The 23,962-nt window shown below is 67.4% G+C and carries 4 protein-coding genes; all 4 read left to right on the top strand.

Annotated elements, in window-relative coordinates; genetic code table 11:
* Positions 1-29: 29 nt before the first annotated feature.
* Genes HDC32_RS13810 through HDC32_RS13795 form a run of 4 tightly spaced genes read left to right on the top strand, consistent with a single transcriptional unit; the run spans position 30 to position 23,960 of the window.
* A complete protein-coding gene (locus tag HDC32_RS13810; RefSeq protein ID WP_184744441.1) occupies positions 30-9,506 on the top strand; it encodes a non-ribosomal peptide synthetase in 9,477 nt (3,158 codons plus the stop codon).
* Between the two features lie 2 nt (positions 9,507-9,508).
* Complete coding sequence (locus HDC32_RS13805; protein WP_184744439.1) at positions 9,509-18,538, top strand: non-ribosomal peptide synthetase; 9,030 nt, start codon at positions 9,509-9,511, stop codon at positions 18,536-18,538.
* The gene (locus tag HDC32_RS13800; protein ID WP_184744437.1) at positions 18,535-22,317 is read left to right on the top strand and encodes a non-ribosomal peptide synthetase; all 3,783 of its coding nucleotides are present in this window, start codon (positions 18,535-18,537) and stop codon (positions 22,315-22,317) included. The genes HDC32_RS13805 and HDC32_RS13800 overlap by 4 nt, the downstream gene beginning before the upstream one ends.
* Positions 22,317-23,960 (top strand): cyclic peptide export ABC transporter, encoded by a 1,644-nt coding sequence (locus HDC32_RS13795; protein WP_131697221.1) that lies wholly within the window; start codon positions 22,317-22,319, stop codon positions 23,958-23,960. The genes HDC32_RS13800 and HDC32_RS13795 overlap by 1 nt, the downstream gene beginning before the upstream one ends.
* Positions 23,961-23,962 lie beyond the last annotated feature (2 nt).

Genomic DNA, 23,962 nt, shown 5'->3' with positions numbered 1-23,962 from the left:
CCCCAGCCCATGGCAAGGAGACCCTCGGCATGAACGATAAGGTCAAAGCACTTTCCCGCAATATCGAGGCCATCTATCCCCTGGCTCCCATGCAGCAGGGGTTGCTGTTTCACAGCCTGATGCACCCGGGCAAGGGCATGTACCTGTTGCAGTACCGCCATGTGATGGTGCTGCCGCAACTCGATCTGCAGGCGTTCCGCCAGGCCTGGGCACAGGTGGTGGAGCGCCACGAGCTGCTGCGCACCTCCTTCGTCTGGAAGCAGCAGAAGCGGCCGATGCAGGTGGTGCACAAGCAGGTCGAACTGCCGATCAGCTATGAGGACTGGTCGGATATCGACGAGGCTGAGCAGCAGGCGCGTCTGGAACATCTGCTGGCCGAGGAGCGTCGCGAGGGGCTGGATTTCACCCAGGCACCGCTGATGCGTGTGCGTCTGTTCAAGCTGGCCCCGGACACCTACCAGTTCGTGCGCAGCTATCACCACATCCTCATGGATGCCTGGTGCTTCTCCATCATCATGATGGACTTTCTCGACGGTTACCGCGCCGCGCGTGAAGGGCGGCGTCTGGAGCTGCCCAAGCCACGCCCGTACCGCGACTTCATCCGCTGGCTGGAGCAGCAGAAGCCTGAGGATCATCAGACCTTCTGGCAGCAGCGCCTGGCCGGCTTCGATACCCCCACCGAGTTCGGTTTCGGCCACCCTGGCCGCGTGATCGATGCGCCGGAGCCGGTGGAGGATTGCGTCGAGCACCTCAGCGTCGAGCAGACACAGGGCCTGCAGCAGGCCGCCAGCGGTCTGGGCATCACCCTCAACACCCTGGTGCAGGGTGCCTGGGCCTTGGTGCTGGCGCGCTACAGCGGCAATCGTGACCTGCTGTTCGGCGTCACCGTGGCCGGGCGCCCGGTGCACATGCAGGGCATGGAGAGCATCGTCGGGCTGTTCATCAACAGCCTGCCGCTGCGCTGGAGCTGGCAACCGCAGCAGTCCCTCGGTGCCTGGCTCAAGGCCTTGCAGGTCGAGAACCTGAGCCTGCGCGAACATGAAAGCGTGTCGCTGGCGCAGATCCAGAGCTGGAGCGAGGTACAGCGCCAGGATCTGTTCCAGAGCCTGTTCGTCTTCGAGAACGCGCCGATCTCCGCCAGCCTGCGCCAGGGCCAGTTGGACTACCTGATCAGCGACATGGCCAACCGCACCCACACCAACTATCCGGTTACCGTGGTGATCGTGCCCGGCGAGCGCCTGCACCTGCAGTTGACCTACCAGACCGACTGGTTCCTGCGCGAGGAAGTCGAGCAGATGCTGCGCCACTTCCGCACGCTGCTGCTGAACATGGGCGACAGCCTGGTCAGCGAGGCGGATATCCCGCTGCAACGCATCGCCATGCTCGATGCGGCGGAGATCGCCCAACAGCATGCCTGGGCCAGCGGTGACCTGGCGCCGGACGCGGCGCAACTGCAGCCGCTGTACGTCGAGCGCCTGCAACAGCAGGTGCGTCGCACCCCCGAGCGAATCGCCGTGGTACATGGCGAGCGCAGCCTGAGCTTCGATCAGTTGAACCGGGAGGCCAACCGACTGGCCCGTCATCTGCGCGCCAATGGCTTGCAGGACGGCGACCTGCTGGCGTTGCTCGATGAGCGTGGCCTCGACCTGGTGGTGATGATCCTCGCCACACTCAAGGCTGGCGCCGGCTGGCTGCCACTGGACCCGCGCAATCCGTCGCAACGCCTGGCCCAAGTGCTCACCCAGAGCCGTTCGCCGCTGCTGCATGGCGTGGAGCAGGGTGAGCTGGCACAGCAGGCGCTGCAGCAGATGGCGCAGCCGCCGGCGGCGATCCGCTACGAGCCAGCGGCCCTGAGCGGCTACAGCGATGCTGACCTGGACATTCCCGTGCATGGCCTGTCGCTGGCCTACTGCATCTTCACCTCGGGCTCCACCGGCACGCCCAAGGGGGCGATGGTGGCCCACGCCGGCATGCTCAACAACATGCTTGGCAAGTTGCCGGGCCTGGGCCTGAATGAAGATGACGTGATCGCCCAGAGCGCGCCGCAGTGCTTCGACATCTCCGTCTGGCAGACCCTCGCCGGCCTGGTGCTGGGGGCGCGCACGGTGATTCTCGGCGACTGCGTGATGCAGAACCCCGAGGCCCTGGCCGAGGCCATCGCTCGCCATGGCGTGAGCATTCTCGAAGCGGTGCCGTCGCTGATGCAGAGCCTGCTCGAGGCAGGCCTGGAGCGCACCGCACTGCGCTGGGTATTGGCCACTGGCGAGGCGCTGCCACCGGCGCTGGCGCGGCGCTGGTTCGAGCGCTACCCCGGCATCCCGCTGATGAACGCCTACGGGCCGGCCGAATGCTCCGACGACGTGGCCTTCCATCCGCTCACCGAGCGCCTGGCCCAGGCGCGCAGCAGTGTGCCGATTGGTCGCGCCACTCTGAACAACCGTCTGTACCTGCTCGATACTGAATTGCAACCGGTGCCGCGCGGTGCGGTGGGTGAAATCTTCGTCGCCGGCGTGGGGGTTGGCCGTGGCTATATGGCCGACCCGGCACGCACTGCGGCGGTGTTTTTGCCCGACCCCATCGCCAACGACGGCAGCCGCCTGTATCGCACCGGTGATCTGGCGCGTTTCCTGGCCAATGGCGAGCTGGAGTACGTCGGTCGTACCGACCACCAGGTGAAGATTCGCGGCCACCGTATCGAGCTGGACGAGATCGAAGCCTGCCTGACCCGTTACCCCGGCGTGCGTGAAGCGGTGCTGCTGGCCCGTGACGACCAGCAGCGCGCCAAGGTGCTGGTCGCCTACCTGGTGGCCGAGCCGCAGCCCTCCATTGAGGCGCTGCGCGAGTTCGTTGCCGCCAACCTGCCGCCCTACATGCTGCCCAGCGCTTTCATGCTGCTCGAGCGCATGCCGCTCAACGCCAACGGCAAGATCGACCGCAAGGCCCTGCCGGCACCCGACTTCGCCGCGCAGAGCGAGGCGCGCTACGTGGCGCCACGCAGTGAGCTGCAAGCGCAGTTGGCCGAAGCCTGGCAGGGCGTGCTGGGGCTCGCGCGGGTCGGCATTCATGATCACTTCTTCGAGCTGGGCGGGCATTCGCTGCTGGCCACGCAACTGATCGGCCAGATCGGCAAGCTTAGCGGCAAGGAGCTGCCCTTACGCGTGGTCTTCGAACGCCCGACCATCGCCACCATGGCCGAGTGGCTGGAACAACAGCAGACCGGCGAGAAAACCACGCCGATGCGCCTGCCGCGCCCCCAGACCCTGCCGCTGTCGTTCGCCCAGCAGCGCCTGTGGTTCCTCCAGCAACTGCAGCCGCAAAGCCCGGCCTACAACCTGGCCGGCGCGGTGCGCCTGAGCGGCGACCTGCATGTCGCTGACCTGCAGGCAGCTTTGCAGGCCCTGGTCGATCAGCACGAAGTCCTGCGTACCCGTTTCGTCAGCGACGGCGGTGAGCCGTCGCAGCTCATTCTCGCCAAGGCCGAGCTGGCCTTGCCGCTGATCGAGGTGGCCAGTGAGGCGCAGCTGCACGACCTGCTGCGCCAGGACGCGATGACTCCGTTTGCCCTGGACAGCGCGCCGCTGCTGCGTGCCTGCCTGTATCGCCTCGGGCCGCAGGCGCACGTGCTGGCGCTCAATTGCCACCATATCGTCGCCGATGGCTGGTCGCTGCAACTGATCATCGACGGTCTTTGCAGCCATTACCGTGAGCTGCGCCAGGGGCGTAAACCGGCGTTGGCCGAGGCGCCGATGCAGTACGCCGACTATGCCCTTTGGCAACGCCAGTGGATGGACAGCGCCGCCTGCCAGGACGAGCTTGCCTACTGGCGCGAGCAGTTGTCCGGCGAATTGCCGGTGCTTGAACTGGCCGCGGACTTCCCCCGGCCGGCCCATGCCAGCCAGGCCGGCGGGCGCGTCGAGCAACGCCTGCCGGATGCGCTGGCGGCGCGCCTGCGGGCATTCAGCGCGAGCCACGGCTGGAGCAACTTCATCCCCATGCTCTGCGCCTTCCAGCTGCTGCTGCGCAGCCGCAGCGGCGAGCACGACATCCTCGTCGGGGTGCCGGCCGCCAACCGCCATCACGCGGCGTTGCAGCCGCTGGTGGGCTGCTTCGTCAATACACTGGTCTATCGCCAGAAGCTCTCCGGCACGACCAGCCTGCTGCAACTGATGCGCGAGTTACAGGCGCTGTCCGTGGCGGTGCAGTCGCATCAGGACCTGCCTTTCGACTACCTGATCGAACAGCTCGGCGTGGCCCGCCAGGTCAGCTACAACCCGTTGTTCCAGGCCATGTTCAACTACTTCCCGGGCCATGCCCTGGAGCGTTTCGAGCTGACCGAGCTGATCGCCGAGCCGCTCGACAATCGCCCGGACAGCGCCCTGTGCGACCTGCATCTGGACGTGCGCGACAGCGAACACGGCATCGCCCTGAGCCTGCAGTACAGCAGCGAGCTGTTCCGCGAGCAGACCGCGCAGGCCATGCTTGAGCAGTATCTGGCGCTGCTCGATGCCGTGCTCGAACAACCGCAGCAGGTACTGGGCGAACTCGCCTGGCAGCCCGAGCAGCGCGCGCTGGCACGCTTGCACGGTGAGCCTGTGGAGGGCCGGGAAGACATCCTGCAGGCCTTTGCACGGCAGGTCGCCGGGCAGCCTGAAGCCATCGCCGTGCAGGCCGGCGAACGGCACCTGAGCTATGCCGAACTGAACCAGGCGGCCGAACGCCTGGCCGCTGCCTTGCAGGCCCGTGGCGTCGGCGCCGAGGATCGTGTGGCCCTGCGCCTGCCGCGCGATGCGCGGCTGCCCATGGCCATGCTGGCCATTCTCAAGGCTGGCGCCGCCTACGTGCCGCTGGCCGAGGATACCCCTGCCGAGCGCGGCCGTTACATCCTTGCCCATGCGCAGCCGCGGTTGTGCCTGACCAATGCCGAGTCCCTGGCGGAACTGGCCGAGTGGGGCAGTGCCGGCGAACTGCTGGATATCGATGCGCTGACCACCCCCGAGCCCTACCGCGCACCGAGCGTGCATCCTGCCCAGCTCGCCTACGTGCTCTATACCTCGGGTTCCACCGGCCAGCCCAAGGGCGTGGCCATCGCCCGTGGCAACCTGATGAACCTCATGCTCGGCGTGCAGCAGGTGCTGCCATTGACGGCGCAGGACAGGGTGCTGGCGCTGACCACAGCGACCTTCGATATCGCCATCGTCGAGCTGCTGCTGCCGCTGAGTCGCGGGGCCAGCATCCTGCTCGCCGACCGTGAGCAGGCACGCGACCCGCAAGTCCTCGACCGCCTGATCAAGGCCGGCCAGCCGACGGTGATGCAGGCCACCCCTGCCACCTGGCGCATGTTGGTGGCGCACACCGGGGGCAGTTGGCAGGGCGTGCGCGCCATTTCCGGTGGCGAGGCCCTGCCGTGCGCGCTGGCCGAGGCCATGGAGCAGCGTGGTGCCCAGGTGATCAACGGTTATGGGCCGACCGAGGCCACCGTCTACAGCACCTTCGAGCCGCGTCAGGGCGAGAGCGGCGGGGTGGAGGTGCCGATCGGCCGGCCGGTGGTCAATACCGCCGCCTATGTGCTGGACGCCGACTTGCAACCCGTGGCGCCGGGCGTTTCCGGCGAGCTGTACCTGGCGGGTGCCAACCTGGGGCGTGGCTATTTCGCCGCACCAGCCCTGAGCGCGGCGAGCTTCCTGCCCGATCCTTTCGTGCCGGGGGCGCGCATGTACCGCACCGGCGACCGCGTGCGGCGCAACGCCCAAGGCAGCCTGGACTACCAGGGGCGCCTGGATTTCCAGGTCAAGCTGCGTGGCTTCCGTATCGAGCTGGGCGAGATCGAGGCCCTGCTGGCGCAGCTTACCGGGGTGCGGGAAGCGGCCGTGGTGCTGCTCGGCAGCGGCGACAGCGCGCGCCTGGTGGCTTACTACTCGGTCACGCAGGCGGCGGGTGCTGACCTGGGCGACGCCGCGCTACGCGTGCAACTGGCGCAGCACCTGCCGGATTATATGCTGCCGAGCCAGTTCGTGCGTCTCGACAGCTTGCCGCTGAGCCCCAGTGGCAAGGTCGAGCGCAAGGCGCTGCCGGCTCCAATCCAACATGAAGGTCAGCGCGACGGCGAGTTGAGCAAACCCTGGGAGGCGCAACTGGCCGAACTGTGGTGCGAGCTGCTCGGTTGCAACGCGGTTGGCGCAGGCGACAATTTCTTCGCCCTCGGCGGCCATTCGCTGCTGGCGGCACGGCTGGTGGCGCGCATCGCCGAGCGCTACGAGCGGCAACTGCCGCTGCGCAGCGTGTTCGAGTGCCCGACCCTGGGTGAACTGGCGGCCAGCCTGGCCACTGCCGAGGGCGCAGGCGAGAGCATCCTGCGGCCATTCGGCGAGGCGCCGGCGCCGCTGCACTTCACCCAGCAGCGGCTGTGGTTCCTCGACCGCTTGCAGGGCGACACCCAGGCCTACCACCTGTCACTGGCCATGCACCTGCACGGTACTCTGCAAGCCGATGTACTGGAACGCGCGCTGGCACAACTGGTGGAGCGCCAGCACAGCCTGCGTAGCGTGTTCAGCGAGACGCAAGCAGGCGCGCGGCAGCAAGTCGTGCAGTTGCACGGCACGCTGCTCAGCGTCGAGCCCTTGCAGCAGGATGTGCATTCGCCGGCCTTCGCCCGCACCTTGAGCGAGGAAGCGCAGCGCGCCTTCGACCTGAGCGCGACGCCGCTGTGGCGGGTGCGGCTGTATCAGGGCGAAGGGCAGAGCGTGCTGCAGGCCACCTTGCACCACATCATCGCTGACGCCCGCTCGCTGGAGATCTTCTTCGATGAGCTGCAACGTCTTTACCAGGCCGAGCTGAGCGCCACCCAGGCGGCGTTGGCGCCGCTGCCGCTGCAGTTCGGCGATGTCGCCGCCAGTTGGCAGACCCCTGCCGGGCAGGCACGTATCGAAGCGCAGTTGGACTATTGGCGGCAGGCCCTGGCCGGCGAACCGCCGGTGCTGGACCTGCCCACCGACCTGCCACGTCCTGCCGAGCAGGGCTACCACGGGCGGCGCCTGCGTTTCGAGCTGCCCGTCGAGTTGGTCGAACGCCTGCGTAGCACCGCGCAGCGCCATGGCCTGACCGTCTTCGCGCCCCTGCTGGCAGCATGGAAAGTGCTGCTGGCCAGGCATTCGGGGCAGCGCGAGCTGTGGATCGGCCTGCCGGTGGCGCAGCGTCAGCAGGCGCACACCGACAACCTCATCGGTTATTTCGCCAGCACCCAGGTGCTGCGCAGCCAGATCGACCCACTGCAATCTGTGGCGTCGTTCTGGCAGGCGTTGCAAGCCACCCACCTGACCGCGCAGCAGCACGGCGACGTGCCTTTCGAGCGGCTGGTGGAGGCTTTGCAGGTACGCCGCGATCTCAGCCATACGCCGCTGTTCCAGGCGCTGTTCAACCTGATCCAGCGCGATGACGTGGCGGCGGTCGGCCAGGGTTTTGCCGGCCTGCCGGCGCAGCGCCTGAATGTCGAGAGCGACAGCGCCCTGGTCGACATCGGCCTGCATATCGAGCAGCACGGCAGCGCCTGGCACTGCGTGCTGGAGTACAACACCGAGCTGTTCGTCGCCAGCACCATGCAACGCTACGCCGACGAGTACTGTCACCTGCTCGACGGCATGCTGGCGCGGCCCGAGGCGCGGCTGTGGGATATCGACCTGGCGAATGCCGATCATGCCCTGACACGTCGCACGTGGAACCTGCCAGCGCATGCGCTGAGCGAGACACAGGATCTGATCGCGCGCTTCGAGCGCCAGGCCCTGCGCACCCCGGATGCGCTGGCCGTGGATTGCCAGGAGCAACGCTACAGCTATGCCCAGCTCAATGCCCTGAGCAACCGCCTGGCCCACTGGCTGCGTGCCCAGGGTGTCGGCTGCGACGATCTGGTCGCGCTGTGCATGACCCGTGGCCCCTGGCTGCTGCCCAGCATCCTGGCGATCCACAAGGCGGGCGCGGCCTACTTGCCGCTGGATCCGCAGCAACCGGGCGAACGGCTGCGCTTCATCATCGAGCATGCGCGGCCGCAACTGGTGCTCAGCGAGCAGGCCTGCGCCGACGTGCTCGGCAGTGTCGACAGCCTGGCCGTCGACCACCTGCCGCTGGACGAACAGCCGGCGCACGACCTTGCATTACCGGTGGCGCCGCTGCAGCGGGCCTACGTGATCTACACCTCGGGCTCCACCGGCACGCCGAAGGGCGTACAGGTTACCCGCGGCAATCTGAGCAACCTGCTTGCCGGCCTCGACCGCCAGTTGCCGTTGACGGCCGAGGACGTCTGGCTGGCCAGCACCACCTACGCCTTCGATATGTGCAAGCCGGAGCTGTTCCTGCCGCTGCTCAAGGGCGCGGCCATTCTCCTGGCGCGTCGCGAGCAGGTGGTCGATGGCCACCGCCTGTTCGATCTGCTGCGCCGTGCCACGGTGTTCCAGGCCACCCCAGCCGGCTGGCAGATCCTGCTGGAAACCGGGCGTGACGACTGGCCGGCCCTGCGCGGCCTGATCGGAGGCGAAGCGGTGCCGGCCGAACTGGTGAGTGTGCTGCAGGCCAAGGGGGTGAGGCTGATCAACGCCTATGGGCCGACGGAAACCACCGTCTGGTCGACCACCCAGGCGCTGCGCGAAGTGCCGGCCGGCGTGGCCGATATCGGCATGCCGCTGCTCAACACCCGTTGTTACGTGCTCGACGAATGCCTGCGGCCAGTGCCGCTGGGCAGCACCGGCGAGCTGTATCTCGCCGGCAGCGGGGTGACCCGTGGTTACCAGCGGGCGCCGGCGATCACCGCAGCGGCGTACCTGCCCGATCCGTTCGCCAGCGAGCATGGCAGCCGCATGTACCGCACCGGCGACCTGGTGCGCCGACGCAGCGATGGGCGCCTGGCCTACGTCGGCCGTGCCGATTTCCAGGTCAAGGTGCGTGGTTTCCGCATCGAGCCGGGGGAGATCGAATCGCTGCTGCGCCGTTACCCCGGCGTGGAAGAGGCGGTGGTCATGCTCGATGCGCGCAGCTACAGCCTGTTCGCCTGGCTGCAGGCCGCGAGCCCGGTCGACGAGGTGGCGCTGCGCCGTCATCTGGAAAGCCTGCTGCCGGCCTACATGGTGCCGGCCGGCTTCATCCAGGTGCAGCGTTTCGCCCTTAATGCCAACGGCAAGATCGACCGCAAGGCCCTGCCGGCGCCGCAAGCGCAGGCCGAGCAAGGCGTGGCGCCGCGTACGGCGCTGGAGTGCGAACTGGCCGAGCTGTGGCAGGAGCTACTCGATCTGCCGCAGGTCGGCGTGCTCACCAGCTTCTTCGAGCTCGGTGGTCATTCGCTGCTGGCGATGCGCCTGATGACCCGGGTGGAGAGCCGTTTCGGCGTCAAGGTCGAGCTGCGCAGCCTGTTCCACAACCCGACCATTGCCGGCCTGGCCGAACAGATCGAAAACCCGCAGCGGCCTTCGACCGACCAGGCACTGGATGAGATGCAGCGTTTGCTGGCAGAGATGGAAGACTGAAGATGAATGCGACCAACCAACAGGCCTTTGTCGAGATCGCCCAGCGCCTGGCCTCACTGCCGGCGGACAAGAAGCAGCTGTTCCGCCAGCGCCTGGCCGAGAAGGGCATCGATAGCTGGCGCCTGCCCATCGTCCCGGCCGCTGGCAGGGAGGGTGCAGCGGTGCCGCTGGCCCATGCGCAACTGCGTTTTCTCTCGGCCGAGGCCCTGAGCAGCCGTGCGCTGTACAACCTCTGCTCGGTGCTGCGCTTCGACGGCCGTCTGGACCTGGCGTGCCTGCAGCAGGCCATGCAGCAACTGGTGGAGCGGCACACGATCCTGCGCACTCGCTACGTGGCCGATGCCCGAGGCCGCTTGCAGGCGCACTGCGAGCCCTGGACGGCGGGCCTGCCGGCGGTCGAGCCGCTACCCCGCGAGGCGCTTGCCGACCCGCAGCAATGGTGCGCCGACGAGTACGCCCGGCAACTGGCCGAGCCCTTCGACCTGAGCCGCGAGGAGCCCTGGCGCTGGCGCGCGTTCAGCGATGCCGAGCAGGGCAGCACCTGGCTGTTCTTCACCATCCACCACGTCGCCTACGACGCCTGGTCGGCCCAGCAACTGACCCGCGAGTTGGCCGAGGGCTACCGTGCCCTGAGCCTGGGCGCGCCAGCCCAGTTGCCGCCGCTCGACATCCAGTACGCCGACTATGCCGCCTGGGAGCACGAGTGGCTGACCAGCGACGCCTGCGGCCAGCAGCTCGATTACTGGCGCAGCCAGTTGGCTGATGCGCCCGGGCCGCTGGCCTTGCCCTGCGATCATCCGCGTCCGCCCGCCAACCAGCGCCGCCATAGCGGCGCGGTACGGGTGCGCGAATTGCCGGCTGACTTGTCGGCGCAGGTGGATGGGGCCATCCGCGAGCAGGGCGTGACCCTGTACATCTTTGGCCTGACCGCCTTTGCCTGCCTGCTGGCGCGTTACAGCGGCGAGCGTGACCTGTGCCTGGGTACTTCGGTGGCGCAACGCGATCGCCCCGAACTGGCGCCGCTGATCGGGCCGCTGCTCAACACCCTGGTGATTCGCCAGCGCCTGGAGGACGACCCGGACTTTCGCAGCGCCCTGCTGCGCACCCGCGACAGCGTGGCGGCGGCGTTCGACCAGCAGACCCTGCCGTATGAAAAGATCCTCGAAGCCCTCGATCGGCCGCGTTCCAGCCCGTTGTTCCAGGCCATGTTCGTGCAGGTCGAATTACCGGAAAGCCGCACCCTGAGCCTGCCGGGGGTAAGCGTCGAGGTGCTCGACCCGCCGCAGCGTCATGCCCGTTTCGATCTCACTCTGCGTCTGCTGCGTTGCGCCGACCAGCGCCTGCGCTGCGAGCTGGAATACAGCGACGAGCTGTTCGAGGCGGCCACCATCGAGCAACTGCTCGACGATCTGCAGGCCATCCTGCAGGAGGCATCAGTCAATCCCGGACAGCGGTTGTCGGCACTGCGGCTGGCCTCGCCGGGCAGCGAACTGCATGGCCCCGCGCTGGGCGCCAGCCCTGAGCCGCTGGATCGACAGGTGCAGCAGTGGGCCGCGCGCACGCCGCAAGCGCCCGCCTTGTGCGATACGCGGCAGTCGCTGGCCTATGGCGATCTGGCCAATGCCGTGCAGGCACTGGCGCTGCGCCTGGCCGAGCAGAGCGTCGGCCCCGGTCAGGTAGTCGCCCTATGCATGCCGCGCAGCGCCGAGCAGGTGCTGGCGATGTTGGCCTGCTGGCAACGTGGTGCGACCTGCCTGTTCCTCGACCCGGCGCAGCCCGTGCAGCGCTTGCAGCAACTGCTTGAAAGCAGCGCGGCGAGCCTGCTGCTGACCCTGGCCGAGGCGCCAGCGCTGAACGGCGCGGTCGCGCGTCTGCAACTGAGCGCCGCTGATCTCGCCGCACCCGCACCGTGCCAGCCTGTGCCCAGCCTTAGCCAGCCCGAGCAGGCCGCGTACCTGATCTACACCTCGGGCTCCACCGGCCAGCCCAAGGGCGTGCTGGTCAGCCATGCCAACCTGGCGCATTACGCCGCCGCCGTCAGTCAGCGCCTGCAGGCCAGCGCCAGCAGCCGTTGGGCGACCCTGGCCACGGTCGCCGCCGACCTCGGCCTGACCTGCGTCTTCGCCGCCTTGCACTCAGGTGATTCGCTGATCCTGCCGGAGGCCGCCCTGGCCTTCGATCCACCAGGCTGGGCCGATTTCCTGGCCCAACATCCCGTGGACTGCCTGAAGATCGCCCCCTCGCATTTGCGTGGCCTGCTGGCGCTGGACGATGCCCGGCGGGTACTGCCGCGGCAGTTGCTGATCCTGGGCGGTGAGGGCTTCGATGCGGCGCTGTTTGCCCGCATCCGCGAACTGGCGCCGGAGCTGCGCGTGTTCAACCACTACGGCCCGTCGGAAACCACCGTCGGTGTGGTCTGTGGCGAGGTGACGGAGGCCGGGCAGGGCGCTTACCTGCCGCTGGGCCAGCCATTGGCCGGTGCCGAGCTGCGTATCGTCGATGCGGCGGGCCAGCCCGTGCCGCGCGGCGTGGCGGGCGAGTTGCTGATCGGCGGCCCCCAGGTCGCGCTGGGCTACCTTGGCCAGCCGCAAGCCACTGCCGTCGCCTTTATCGATGACGCAGGGCGGCGTTTCTACCGCAGCGGTGATCGGGTACGCCTGGATCACCATGGGCGTCTGGCGTTCCTCGGGCGCCAGGACGATCAGGTGAAGATTCGCGGTTTCCGCGTCGAGCCCGGTGAGGTCAGTACCTGGCTGAGCGGGCAATCGCTGGTACGCGAAGCCGCTGTGCTGGCACGCGAGATTCAGGGGCGCATGCAACTGGTGGCCTATCTCGCGCCGCGCCTGACCCCGGACGAACTGAGCGCCATCCAGGCGCAGGCCCGGGCGCAACTGCCCGAACCGCTGCAGCCGGCGTACTGGTCGAGCCTGGACGCCTTGCCGCTGACCGCCAATGGCAAGCTCGATCGCCGCGCCTTGCCCGAGCCTGAAACTAACGTGGCGGTGGACGAGGGCGGACAGGCGCCCCAGAGCGTCAGCGAGCAATTGCTGGCCCGGCTGTGGTGCCAGGTGCTCGGCTGCGCCGCGGTCACTCGCCAGGACGATTTCTTCGCCCTCGGCGGCGATTCGATTCTCAGCTTGCAACTGATCGGCCTGGCCGCGCGCGAAGGGCTCCGGCTGCAGCCGCGCGACGTGCTGGAACAGCCGACCCTGGCGGCCATGGCAGCAAGTGCCGACTGCCGCGCGCAGCCGCGTCTGGCCAGTATTCTGGCGGCCTTCCGAGAACTGCTGGGCCAGCCGCAACTGGGGCTGGACGATGACTTCTTCGCCGCTGGTGGCGATTCGATTCTCAGCTTGCAACTGATCGCCCGGCTGCGCCAGGCCGACCTGCGCCTGATGCCGCGCCAGTTGCTGGAAAACCCCACGCCGCGGCAACTGGCGGCCGCGCTGGAGCCGGCGCCTGCCACCCGCAGCGAGCGGGCAGAGGCGTCGCCAGCGTTGGCCAGCGCGGTGGCGCGGCTGTCCCATGCCCAGGAGCGGCTGTGGTTCATGCAGCAGCTCGAACCCGACACCACCGCCTACAACGTCACGCAACTGCTGGTCTTGCAGGGTGAACTGCACGTGCCACGCCTGCGCAGCGCCTGCCTGAGCCTGATCGAACGTCACGAAGCCCTGCGTTGCCGTTTCTTCGAGGACAACGGGCAGGTGCGTCAGCGCCTGGTGGAGGCGCCCGAGGCCAGCTTCGCCCTGCACGATCTGCGCGCATCGCCGGCAGATGCGCGGGAGACAGCGATTGCCCTGGCCGCGCAGCGGGTTTTCGACCTGGCCCATGGGCCGCTGGTGGCCATCGACCTGTTCCAGTTCGCTGAAGACGACTATCGCCTGCTGTTCAACGCCCACCATATCGCCGTGGACGGCTGGTCCATGGGGCTGCTGGTGCAGGATCTGGCCGCTCTCTACGAGGGCCGTCAGCCCGCGCCCAGAACGGGCCTTTTGCAAGTGATCGAAGCGCAGCGCAAGGCGCTGGAAGGGGAGGCCGGCCAGGTACTGCTTGATTACTGGCAGCAGCGCCTGCAGGGCTTGAGTGACGAGCCGCTGGCCCTCAGCGAAAGCCCGCGCCCGGCACTGCAGGCGTATGCCGGCGCGCGAGAGCAGTTCCCGTTGCCAGGCGAGCTGACCTCGGCAATCGCGGCCCGTGCCAAGCAGCTTGGGATGACCCCCTTCGTGCTGTATTTCGCCGCGCAGCAACTGCTGCTCTGGAAACACGCCGGGCGCCGCGATTTCGCCATCGGCCTGCCGGTGTCCGGGCGTGAGGCTGCGGACAGCCAGGCGCTGGTCGGTCTGTTCGTCAACACCCTGGTCTACCGCGTGCAGCTTGATGAGCTGGAAAGCCTGGAGCATTTTCTGCAGCGCCTTGGCCAGCGCCTGGCGGATGATCGGGCCCATGAGCAATTGCCGTTCGAGCGCCTGCTCGACGTGCTCGATGTCGAGCGCAGCCTAGACCGCACGCCATTGTTCCAGGCCATGTTCAACTACCAGGTCGATCACCTCGGCGAGCGCAATCTGCAACTGCCGGGCGTCACGGTAGCGCCCCTGGCATTGCCGCAGGGGGCGATCAGCGCCAAGTTCGACCTGACCTTCAACCTGTTCAGCCAGGGCCGCGGCGATGAGGCCAGCAGCCAACTGATAGTCGAGTACGCCACCGCGCTGTTCGACCCGGCCCGCATCCAGTGCCTGGTGGACGACTACCTGGGCGTGCTGGCCAGCTTGGCGCATCTCGATCTGCACCAGCCGCTGCTGGCGCTGCCACTGCCCTCGGTACAACGCCTGCACAGCGCGGGCGAAGCTGCCGAGCTGGACATCGAGGCGGATTTCGTGACCCGCTTCGAGGTTCAGGCCGCCTTGCATCCCGAGCGCACCGCGGTGTTCTGCCGCGATCGACAACTGAGCTACGGGCAGTTGCAGGCACAGGCCAACCAGCTTGCGCACTGGTTGTTGGCGCAAGGTGTGACGGCGGAGTCCACGATCGCCTTCTGCCTGCCGCGCGACGAGCGCCTGCTGGTCTGCCTGCTGGGCATCCAGAAGGCCGGGGCGCAGTACCTGCCGCTCGATCCGAGCCATCCGCCTGCGCGGCAGGCGGCCATCGTGCAGCGGGCACGGCCGCATCTGCTGCTGTGCGACCTTCAGGATGAGCGTTTCCCGGCCACGGTGCGCTGTCAGCTCTGGCAGGACCTGGCGTTACAGGCGCAGCCGACCGATGCACCGGCGCTGCCGAGGCACCTGCAGCAGCTGGCCTACACGCTCTACACCTCCGGCTCCACCGGGCAGCCCAAGGGCGTGCAGATCAGCCGGGGCAACTTTGCCAACTTCCTGCTGGCGATGGAGCGCGCCTTGCCGCTGGACGGCGTGCAGCGCTACCTGGCGCTGACCACCGTGACCTTCGATATCAGCGGCCTGGAACTGTGCCTGCCGTTGGTGCGCGGTGGTAGCGTGGTGCTCGCCGATGACGAGCAACGCCAGGACCCGCTGCTGCTGGCGCAGTTGATCCGTGAGCGGGCGGTGGAGCTGATCCAGGCCACCCCGGCGACCTGGGCCATGCTGTTGCAGGGCGATCGCCAGGTGCTGGCCGGGCGGGTCGCCCTGGCCGGCGGCGAGGCCCTGGCGGCGGAAATGGCCAGCGAGCTGAAGCAGCTCGTCGGCTGCCTGATCAACGTCTACGGGCCGACCGAAACCAGCGTCTGGTCGACCCAGACGTCGGTGGAGGAGCTGCATCAGCCGGTGGTGCCGATTGGCCGGCCGCTGCTCAACACGCGCTGCCATGTGCTCGACGAGTTTCTCTGTGAGGTTCCGCCAGGCCGTGCCGGCGAGTTGTATATCGCAGGCCTTGGGCTGGCCCGTGGTTATGCCGGGCAGCCGGCGCTGAGCGCCGAGCGTTTCATCGCCGACCCGTTCGGCGGCGCTGGCGGGCGCCTGTACCGCACCGGCGATGTGGCCCGCTGGCAGGCCGATGGGCAGTTGTATTACCTGGGCCGCAGCGACGATCAGATCAAGCTGCGCGGCTTCCGTATCGAGCTGGGCGAGATCGAGGCGGCGCTGCTCGGTCACCCGGGGGTCGCCCAGGCGGTGGTGGCGGTGCAGGGTGAGCACCTGGCCGCGTTCTGGGTTGCCAGTCTGGCTGGCGAGCCGAGCGCAGACGAGCTGCGTGAACATCTGCAGGCACGTCTGCCGGTGTATATGCTGCCAACTCATCTGCAAGCGCTGCCGGCATTGCCGCTCAACAGCAACGGCAAGGTGGATCGCCAGCAATTGCCGCAATTGCGCAACCAGCAGCAGGCGGCAGCAGGCAGCGCGCAGCGGCCAATGAGCGCCAGCGAGGCCCTGCTGAGCGAGATCTGGGGCCAGGTGCTGCAACTTGAGCAGGTGCCGCTCGATGGGCATTTCTTCCAGCTCGGCGGGCACTCGCTGATGGCCGCGCAGGTGCGTTCGCGGCTGCGCGAGCAGGGCTTCGAGGTGCCGCTGCGCTGGCTGTTCGAGACGCCTTCGCTGACGGAGCTGGCGGCGCGCCTGGACACTCAGGCCACCGCCATCGACTCGGCTGGATTGAGCATCGCGCGGGTCGATCAGCACATCGACCAGCCGCTGTCGCCTGCGCAGCAACGGGTCTGGCTGATGCAGCAACTGCAGCCGAGCGACAGCAGCTTCAACATGAGCAGCAACGTGCGCCTGCGTGGCGCCCTTGATACCCAGGCGTTGCAGCGGGCCTTGCAGCGTGTGATACGGCGCCATGCGATCCTGCGCACCACCTACCATCAGCAGCAGGGCGAGGCGCGCCAGCGCATCCAGGCGGATTCTGTGTTGACGCTGCAACTGGCGACCCTGAGCCAGGCGCAGTGGGCGCAGGCTGAACATGAAATGGCCGCGCGCCCGTTCGACCTGAGCGTTGAGGCGCCGCTGCGCGCGGTGCTGTATCGCCTGGGCGAGCAGGAGCATGTGCTGCAACTGGTGCTGCACCATATCGCCTCCGACGGCTGGTCCGGCTCGGTGCTGATCGGTGAGCTGGTCGAAGGCTACGAGGCCTACAGCCAGGGCCGGCTGCCCGTGGAGCGCGAACTGGCGATCCAGTACGTCGACTATGCCGCCTGGCAGGTTTCAGCGGCGCTGCGCGCCCGTCAGCGACAGGGCCAGCAGTTCTGGCAACGTACCCTCGCCGGCGTACCGAGCCAGGTGCCGTTGCCGTTCGACTTCCCACGCGGCGAGCGCGATAGCGGTGGTGGTGCGGCCTTGGACTTCCAGTTGCCAGCGGCGACGCTGGCACGCCTGGAGGCCTTGCAGCGTGACAGCGGCTTGTCGCTGTTCATGTTGCTGCTGACCGTCTATGCCGCCGTGCTGCAGCGCGAAACCCAGGGCCGCGACCTGGTCATCGGCACCGACGTGGCCAACCGCGAACACCCGGCTACCGAGGCGCTGATCGGCTTCTTCGTCAACCTGCTGGCGTTGCGCATTCGCCTGCAACCGGAGCTGAGCTTCCGTGAGCAGGCGGCATTGGTGCGCGATGTCTGCCTGGATGCCTTCGCCTGGCAGGACACACCGTTCGAGCAGGTGGTGGAATGTCTCGACCTGCCGCGTGGGGCCAACCAGCATCCGCTGCTGCAGACCCTTTTCGTACTGGACAACACGCCGCGTCAGCCGCGCCGCCTCGGCAACCTCGAGGTCACGCCGGTGAGCCGTGAACAACAACACTCCAAGTTCGACATGGCGCTGTTCGCCACCCCCGACGGCGATGCCCTCAGCCTGCGCTGGGTGTACCGCACCAGCCTGTTCCGCCCAGCCACCATCGAGCGTTTGCGCGACAGCTTCCTGGCGCTGCTCGATGCTGCGCTGGGTGCGCCGGACAGCCCCATCGATGCCTTACCTCTGCCTTCCAAGGGAGCCGCTGCCATGTCCACCACCACGGACAACCCGCTGCAACGCAAGATGAGCAAGCTCGGCAAGCTGCGCCAGAATGGCCCGGCTGCCGCGGCCACACCGATCGAAACCCGGCCGCTGCGTGCCGGCTCCAGCTTCCCCCTGCTGGTGCAACTGCGCGAGCGCGAGCTGGCCCCCGCCGTGTGGGCCGAGAGCAATCGCGAGCAGGTGGAAGGCTGGCTGCGCGAGCACGGCGGGATTATCTTCCGTGGTTTCGATCTGCCGACCCCGGCGGACTTCGAGCAGTTCTGCCAGGCGCTGTGCCCGGAGCTGTACGGCCAGTACGGCGATCTGCCGAAGAAGGAGGGCGGCAACAAGATCTACAAGTCCACGCCCTATCCGAAGGACCGCATGATCATGTTCCACAACGAGAGCGCTCACCAGCATCGCTGGCCGCGCCGGCAGTGGTTCTATTGCGAGACGCCGGCCACCAGCGGCGGGGCCACGCCCATCGTCGACAGCCGTGAGGTGTACCGCGAGCTGCCGGCTTGGCTGCAGGTCAAGCTGCGTCGCAAGCAACTGATGTACGTGCGCAATTTCAGCGCCAGCCTGGATGTCAGCTGGCAGCACTTCTTCCAGACTGAGGAGCGTGCCGAGGCCGAGCGCATCTGCCATGAGGGCGGGATCGAGTTCGAGTGGCGCGGCGCCAACGAATTGCATACGCGTCAGGTGTGCCCGGCGGTGATCCTCCACCCGCTGACCGGCGATGCCAGCTTCTTCAACCAGATCCAGCTCTACCATCCGGCGTTTCTCGATGCCGATATCCGTGAGCAGTTCCTCAAGGGGCGCGATAGCGTCATGCCCCGGCAGGTGTTCTACGGTGATGGCAGCGAACTGGAAGAGGCCGCCATCGAGGCGATCAGTGCCGCTTACGAGCGTTGTGCGGTGCGCTTCGACTGGCAGCGCGGCGATGTGGTGATGCTCGACAACATGCTCGCCGCCCATGCCCGCGACCCCTTCGAGGGCGAGCGGCGCATCGTCGTCGCCATGGGCGACATCTATCGCCGCGATCAGGTCGCGGCCGCACCGGCTACGGCTGAGGAAAACGCTCTGGAGATGACCCCATGATGGATCTTGGCCTGCCTCTTTCCCCGGCCCAGAAGCAATTGGCCGAGGCCAACCCGCAGGCGTACCGCTGGGTGCGCATGACGCTCGCCGGCGTTGCTCCAGAGCGGGTCGAACAGCGCCTGCGTGACGCCTTGGGCCAACACGATGCGCTGCGCCTGCGCTATCAGCGCCCGCTCGGCGCCACTGGCCTGCGCCAGCGCGTGGCCGAGCCGGGCGAGTTGCGCCTGGACTGGCACCAGGCGGGTGCCGGCACCGATGCGGCGGCCTGGCAGCGCGACGCCCAGGCCCAGTGCCAGGCGCAGCAGCCCGACCTGCTGGCCTGGTGGCGCGACGAGCAGCTATGGCTGGCGCTGCCGGCCTGCTCGCTGGATCTGCACAGCCTCGAGCAACTGCGCCGTGAGCTGCTGGGGCAGGGCGCGGCACTGGAGGCCGAGCCGATGCAGTACAGCGACTACGCCGAGTGGATCGCCGGCCTGCAACTGGACGAGGACGCCGAGCAGGGCGCGCAGTTCTGGCGCAACCTGGCCCTGCAGGAGGTGCCGGGGCTGCGCCTGATCGAACGCTATGGCATGGCCAGCGGTGCCCGTGGCTGCGTGCAGCAGGCGCTCGAACCCGCACTGTGCAGTGCCATGCAGGCCCTGGCCGGGAGCGAGGCTTTGGCCATCGAACCACTCGCCCTGGCAGCCTGGGGCGCCTTGCTCGGCCGCCTGAACGGTCAGCGCCATGCGCAGTTGGGCCTGCAGCACGACCCGCGTGACGACTATGAGGAACTGCAGGGCGCCTACGGGCTGTTCGAGCAAACGCTGCCCATGCAGGTGCATTTGTCCGAGCACGCCAGTTGGGTCAGCCTGGCCCGGCAACTGGCCCGGCAACTGGAAAGCGCCGTGCTCTGGCAGGAGTACCTCGGCCAGGCCGAGTTGCTGCCGGAGTGGCGCGCCAGCTATCAGGCCGGGCTGCGCGTGCAGCATCTGGCCGAGGTACAGGCGCTGCAGGCCTTGTCCTTCGACACACCGGTGGAACTGCAACTGCACTGGCTGCTGGATGAGTCCGGCCAGGGCCAGTTGGCGCTGGTGTACGACACCGGGTTGTATCGCCGTGAGCAGATGCAGCTCTTGCTGCGCCGTTACGTGCACTGGATCGGCCAACTGCTGCAGGCGCCGCAAGCGCCGCTGGACGGCCTGGATACCGTGCTGACGGAGGAGGCGCAACCCACAGCGACTGGCGGGGAACTGCCAGCGGACGTCGATATCGTCGAGCGATTCCGTGCCCATGCGCGCCACCAGCCGGCCAGCCCGGCGCTGCGCGATGGCCGGCAGCTGTTGTCCTATGCCGAGGTGGATGAGCTGAGCGAACGGGTGGCCGGCAGTTTGCAGCAGGCCGGCGTTGGCCCTGACCAGGTGGTGGCGCTGCTGCTGCCGCGTGGCGCGCAGATGCTGGTCGCCATGCTGGCCTGCTTCAAGGCAGGCGCGGCCTATCTGCCGCTGGACCCGGCGCTGCCACCGCTGCGTCTGGCCAGCATTCTCGAGGATTCCAAACCTGCTGTTCTGCTGCATCTGGATGAGTCGAACCTGGTCTGCGAGGTGCCCAGCCTGGCCTGGTCGAAGGCCAGCAGCGCTGCACCACTCGCTGCGCCTGTGGCCAGCGCGCCGCAGCACCTGGCCTATGTGCTTTACACCTCGGGCACCAGCGGCAAGCCCAAGGGCGTGCAGATCGAGCAGGGGCAGCTACGCCACTACGCGAGCCAGATCACTCACGCGCTGGATCTGCCGGCAGGTGCTCACTACGGGCTGGTGTCGTCGCTGCTCGCCGACCTGGGCAATACCGTGTTGTACCCGGCCTGGCTGCAGGGGGGCTGCGTGCACCTGCTGAGCCAGGCCAGCGTCACCGATGCGCAGGCCTTCGCCGAGGAGCTGCGCGATCATCCGCTGGATGTGCTGAAGATCGTTCCATCGCACCTCGAGGCATTGATCGGCGAGCATCCGCTGGAGGGTGTGCTGCCGCGTCAGGTGCTGGTGCTTGGCGGCGAAGCGGTGGGCGAGAGCCTGCTGGCGCGGCTGGCACAGGCAGGGTCTGGTTGCCGCCTATACAACCACTACGGGCCGAGCGAAACCACGGTCGGCGTGATCTGGCGGGCCATCGACAGCGAGCAGGGGGCGAGCGGCACGGCCTTGAACCAGGTGCTCGGCAACAACCGCATCTATCTGCTCGACGAACAACAGCGCCCCGTGCCCTGCGGGCAGGCGGGTGAGTTGTGCGTGGCCGGGGCCAGTGTCGGCCGTGGCTATCTGGGGGATGTCGGCAGTTCGGCATTCAGCCAAGACCTGCGGTCTGGCGCACGCCTGTATCGCACCGGTGATCTGGCGTTGCGCCAGGCCGATGGCGCCTTGCGTATTCTCGGGCGCAATGATCAGCAGGTGAAGATTCGCGGTTTTCGTCTGGAACTGGCGGAGGTCGAACAGGCGTTGCGCGGCCTGCCGGGTGTGCAGCAGGCGGCGGTGTTGCTTGATGGTGAGCGCCTGTTGGCCTTCGTCGTGGAGGAGCAAGGGCAGAGCCGGACCGCGAACCTGCTGCGCGACGATCTGGCCCAACAACTGCCGGACTACATGCTGCCCGCCGGCATCTTCGCCGTGAAAGCCCTGCCGCTGAACAGCAATGGCAAACTCGATCGGCAGGCGCTGCTGGAGCGTGCCCGACAGCGCCTGCAAGGTGCGCGGGTGGCCCCGGTCGGCGAACTGGAAAGCGCCGTGCTGGAAATCTGGTGCCGCGTGCTGGGTGTCGAGGATCTCGGCGTGACCGACAACTTCTTCGCCACGGGCGGGCATTCCCTGGCGGCGATCAAGGTGGTGGCGCTGATTCGCGAGCAACTGGGGCTCAACCCGCCAACTAATCTGCTGTTCGAGCGGCAGACCGTGCGCGAACTGGTGCAGAGCCTCGATCAGGGCGCGAGTAGCGAGGGCTGGCAGGTGCTGAACGATGTGGCCGGTGAGGCGCCTGCCTTGCTCCTGGTACATGGCGCGGAGGGCCACCTGAAAGACTACCGACCGTTGGTGGAGCAACTTGGCGAAAACCAGGCCGTTTATGGCCTGGCGGCATTTGGCGAGGGTTGGGAAAGCAAGGATCTGGGCAGGCTGCTGCAGCGCTATGTACAGAGTATTCCTGAGTCGCTCAAGCAGCGGCCGCTGGTGGTGCTGGGCTGGTGCCTGGCTTCTCGCCTGGCGCTGCTGTTGATTGCGCACCTACAGTCAGCCGGCTTCACCATCAAGGCCTTGGCGACGGTGGATCATGATCCGCAGCGCAGCCTTGCTGGCGACGGCGACGAGGGTGGCCAGTTGCTCGCCGACCTGGTGTTCCTGTGTCGCAGCCGTTCGCGGCCGCTTGGCGATACGTTGCGCGAGCGTCTGGCCCGGCAACTGGTCGATTGCGATTATGCCGAGGGAGTGACCCGCATGCTGGCCGACGCCGAGGTGCGTGAGCATCTGCAATCGCACGGCGCTGATGCCGAGTTGCAGGCCGTGATGGTGCGCTACCGGGCGATCAAGACGCGCCTGTACGAACAGGCCTTACCGGTGGTCGACGTGCCCATCTGGTTGTGGCGCAGCAATGCCCACGGTGATCTGCGTACACCCTGGCAGGCGCACACGCGCAAGGCGCTGCATGATCGGAGCCTGGATGTCGGTCATCATGCGATCCTTGCCGAGCCGCGCTTGAGTGAGGATCTGTTGTCTTTGCTGGCGCCAAGCATTGCGCCGCAACACCAAGCCGAGAAGGTGTCGAACTGATGATGTTATTGAAGGAACTGCTGCATGATGCGCGCTGGCGCATTTTCCTGGCGGTGCTGTGCAGTGCCTTGAGTGCGATCAGCAGCATCGGCCTGATCGGCTATATCAACCGCAGCCTGGAGCAGGGGCTGGATGACCTGAGCCAGGCGCTGGCGCTGTTCGCCGGCCTGCTGTTGCTGCTGTTCGTCAGCGGCACCCTGGCCCAGTGGCTGCTGGTGCAGATTGGCCATCGCCTGGTCTATCAGTTGCGCCTGCGCCTGGTGGGCAAGGTGCTGGGCACCGCCCTGGAGCGCATCGAGCGACTGGGCAGCCCGCGCATCTACAACGCGCTGACCAAGGACGTGACCACCGTGGCCACGGCCTTCAAGCAATTGCCGATCTCGCTGTACAACGGCTTGCTGCTGCTGGCTGGCCTGGCTTACATGGCCTGGCTGAGCCTGCCCTTCTTCGCCTTGACCCTGGCGGTGATCGCCTTCGGCGTGCTGCTCGACGTGCTGCTCGGGCGCAAGGTCAAGCGCCTGATGCAGCAGGTGCGGCAGCAGGACGACCGGTTGACCGAGCAGTTCGAGGCGACCATTAACGGCCGCTGCGAACTGGCCTTGAGCCGGGAGCGTCGGCAGATGCTGTACAACCAGCGCCTGGAGCCGATCGCGCAGGCCTCGCTGCAGGCCTCGGTACGCGCCGATACCCTGTGGGCGATCAACCTGAACTGGACGTCGCTGCTGGTTTTCTTGCTGATCGGTACGCTGTTCTTCCTCGGTCAGGGCCTCGGGCTGCTGAGCCAGCAGGTGGTGGTGGGCTACGTGTTGGCGATCATGTTCCTGCGTACGCCGATCTCGATGATCCTCGATGCCGTCCCGACGGTGATCCGCGGCCATGTGGCCTTGCAGGCCATCGATGACCTGGCCCTGGGCGAGACGGTGCACTTCACCTTGCCGCCGAAGGCCGCCGAGCCTTTCCGTGAGTTGCGCCTGAGCAACGTGCAATACCGCTACCCCGGGCAGAGCGACGAATTCGCCTTCCAGCTGGGCCCCATCGATCTGCACGTTCGCCGTGGCGAACTGATCTTTATCGTCGGCGGCAATGGCAGCGGCAAGTCGACCCTGGCCAAATTGCTGACCGGGCTCTACCAGCCTAGCGAGGGGACGGTCGCGCTCAATGGCGTGACGCTGGATGTCTCGAACAGCGAGTGGCACCGCGAGCATTTCGCGGCGATCTTCGCCGACTTCTATCTGTTCGCCGATGTGCTCGGTGAGAACGGCCAGCTCGATGGGCTGGAGGAGCGGGTCGATCACTATCTGCAACGCCTGGGGCTGGCGCACAAGGTGCAGTTTGTCGATGGACGCCTGTCCACCACGGCCCTTTCACAGGGGCAGCGCAAGCGCCTGGCCCTGCTGTTGCTGATGATGGAGGGTCGCGAGGTGCTGCTGCTCGACGAATGGGCGGCGGACCAGGACCCGGTGTTCCGCCACGTGTTCTACCACGAGCTGCTGCCCGAGTTGCAGGCGGCCGGAAAAACGGTCATCGCCATCACTCACGATGACCGCTACTTCGACGTGGCCGATCGCATCTACCGGCTTGATTACGGCCAGTTGGTGGACTATGACCACACCAGCGAGAACCCTTTCCAGTTGGTCAGGTAGCC

This window comes from Pseudomonas sp. JAI120 (assembly GCF_014207255.1).
Taxonomy (GTDB): Bacteria; Pseudomonadota; Gammaproteobacteria; order Pseudomonadales; family Pseudomonadaceae; genus Aquipseudomonas.
This window is presented reverse-complemented; position numbering and strand designations above follow the sequence as displayed.

Bases quoted from the DNA above. Each gene is read 5' to 3' on its own strand.
- HDC32_RS13800 (WP_184744437.1), top strand. From the start codon at position 18,535: ATGATGGATCTTGGCCTGCCTCTTTCCCCGGCCCAGAAGCAATTGGCC.
- HDC32_RS13810 (WP_184744441.1), top strand. From the start codon at position 30: ATGAACGATAAGGTCAAAGCACTTTCCCGCAATATCGAGGCCATCTAT.
- HDC32_RS13805 (WP_184744439.1), top strand. From the start codon at position 9,509: ATGAATGCGACCAACCAACAGGCCTTTGTCGAGATCGCCCAGCGCCTG.
- HDC32_RS13795 (WP_131697221.1), top strand. From the start codon at position 22,317: ATGATGTTATTGAAGGAACTGCTGCATGATGCGCGCTGGCGCATTTTC.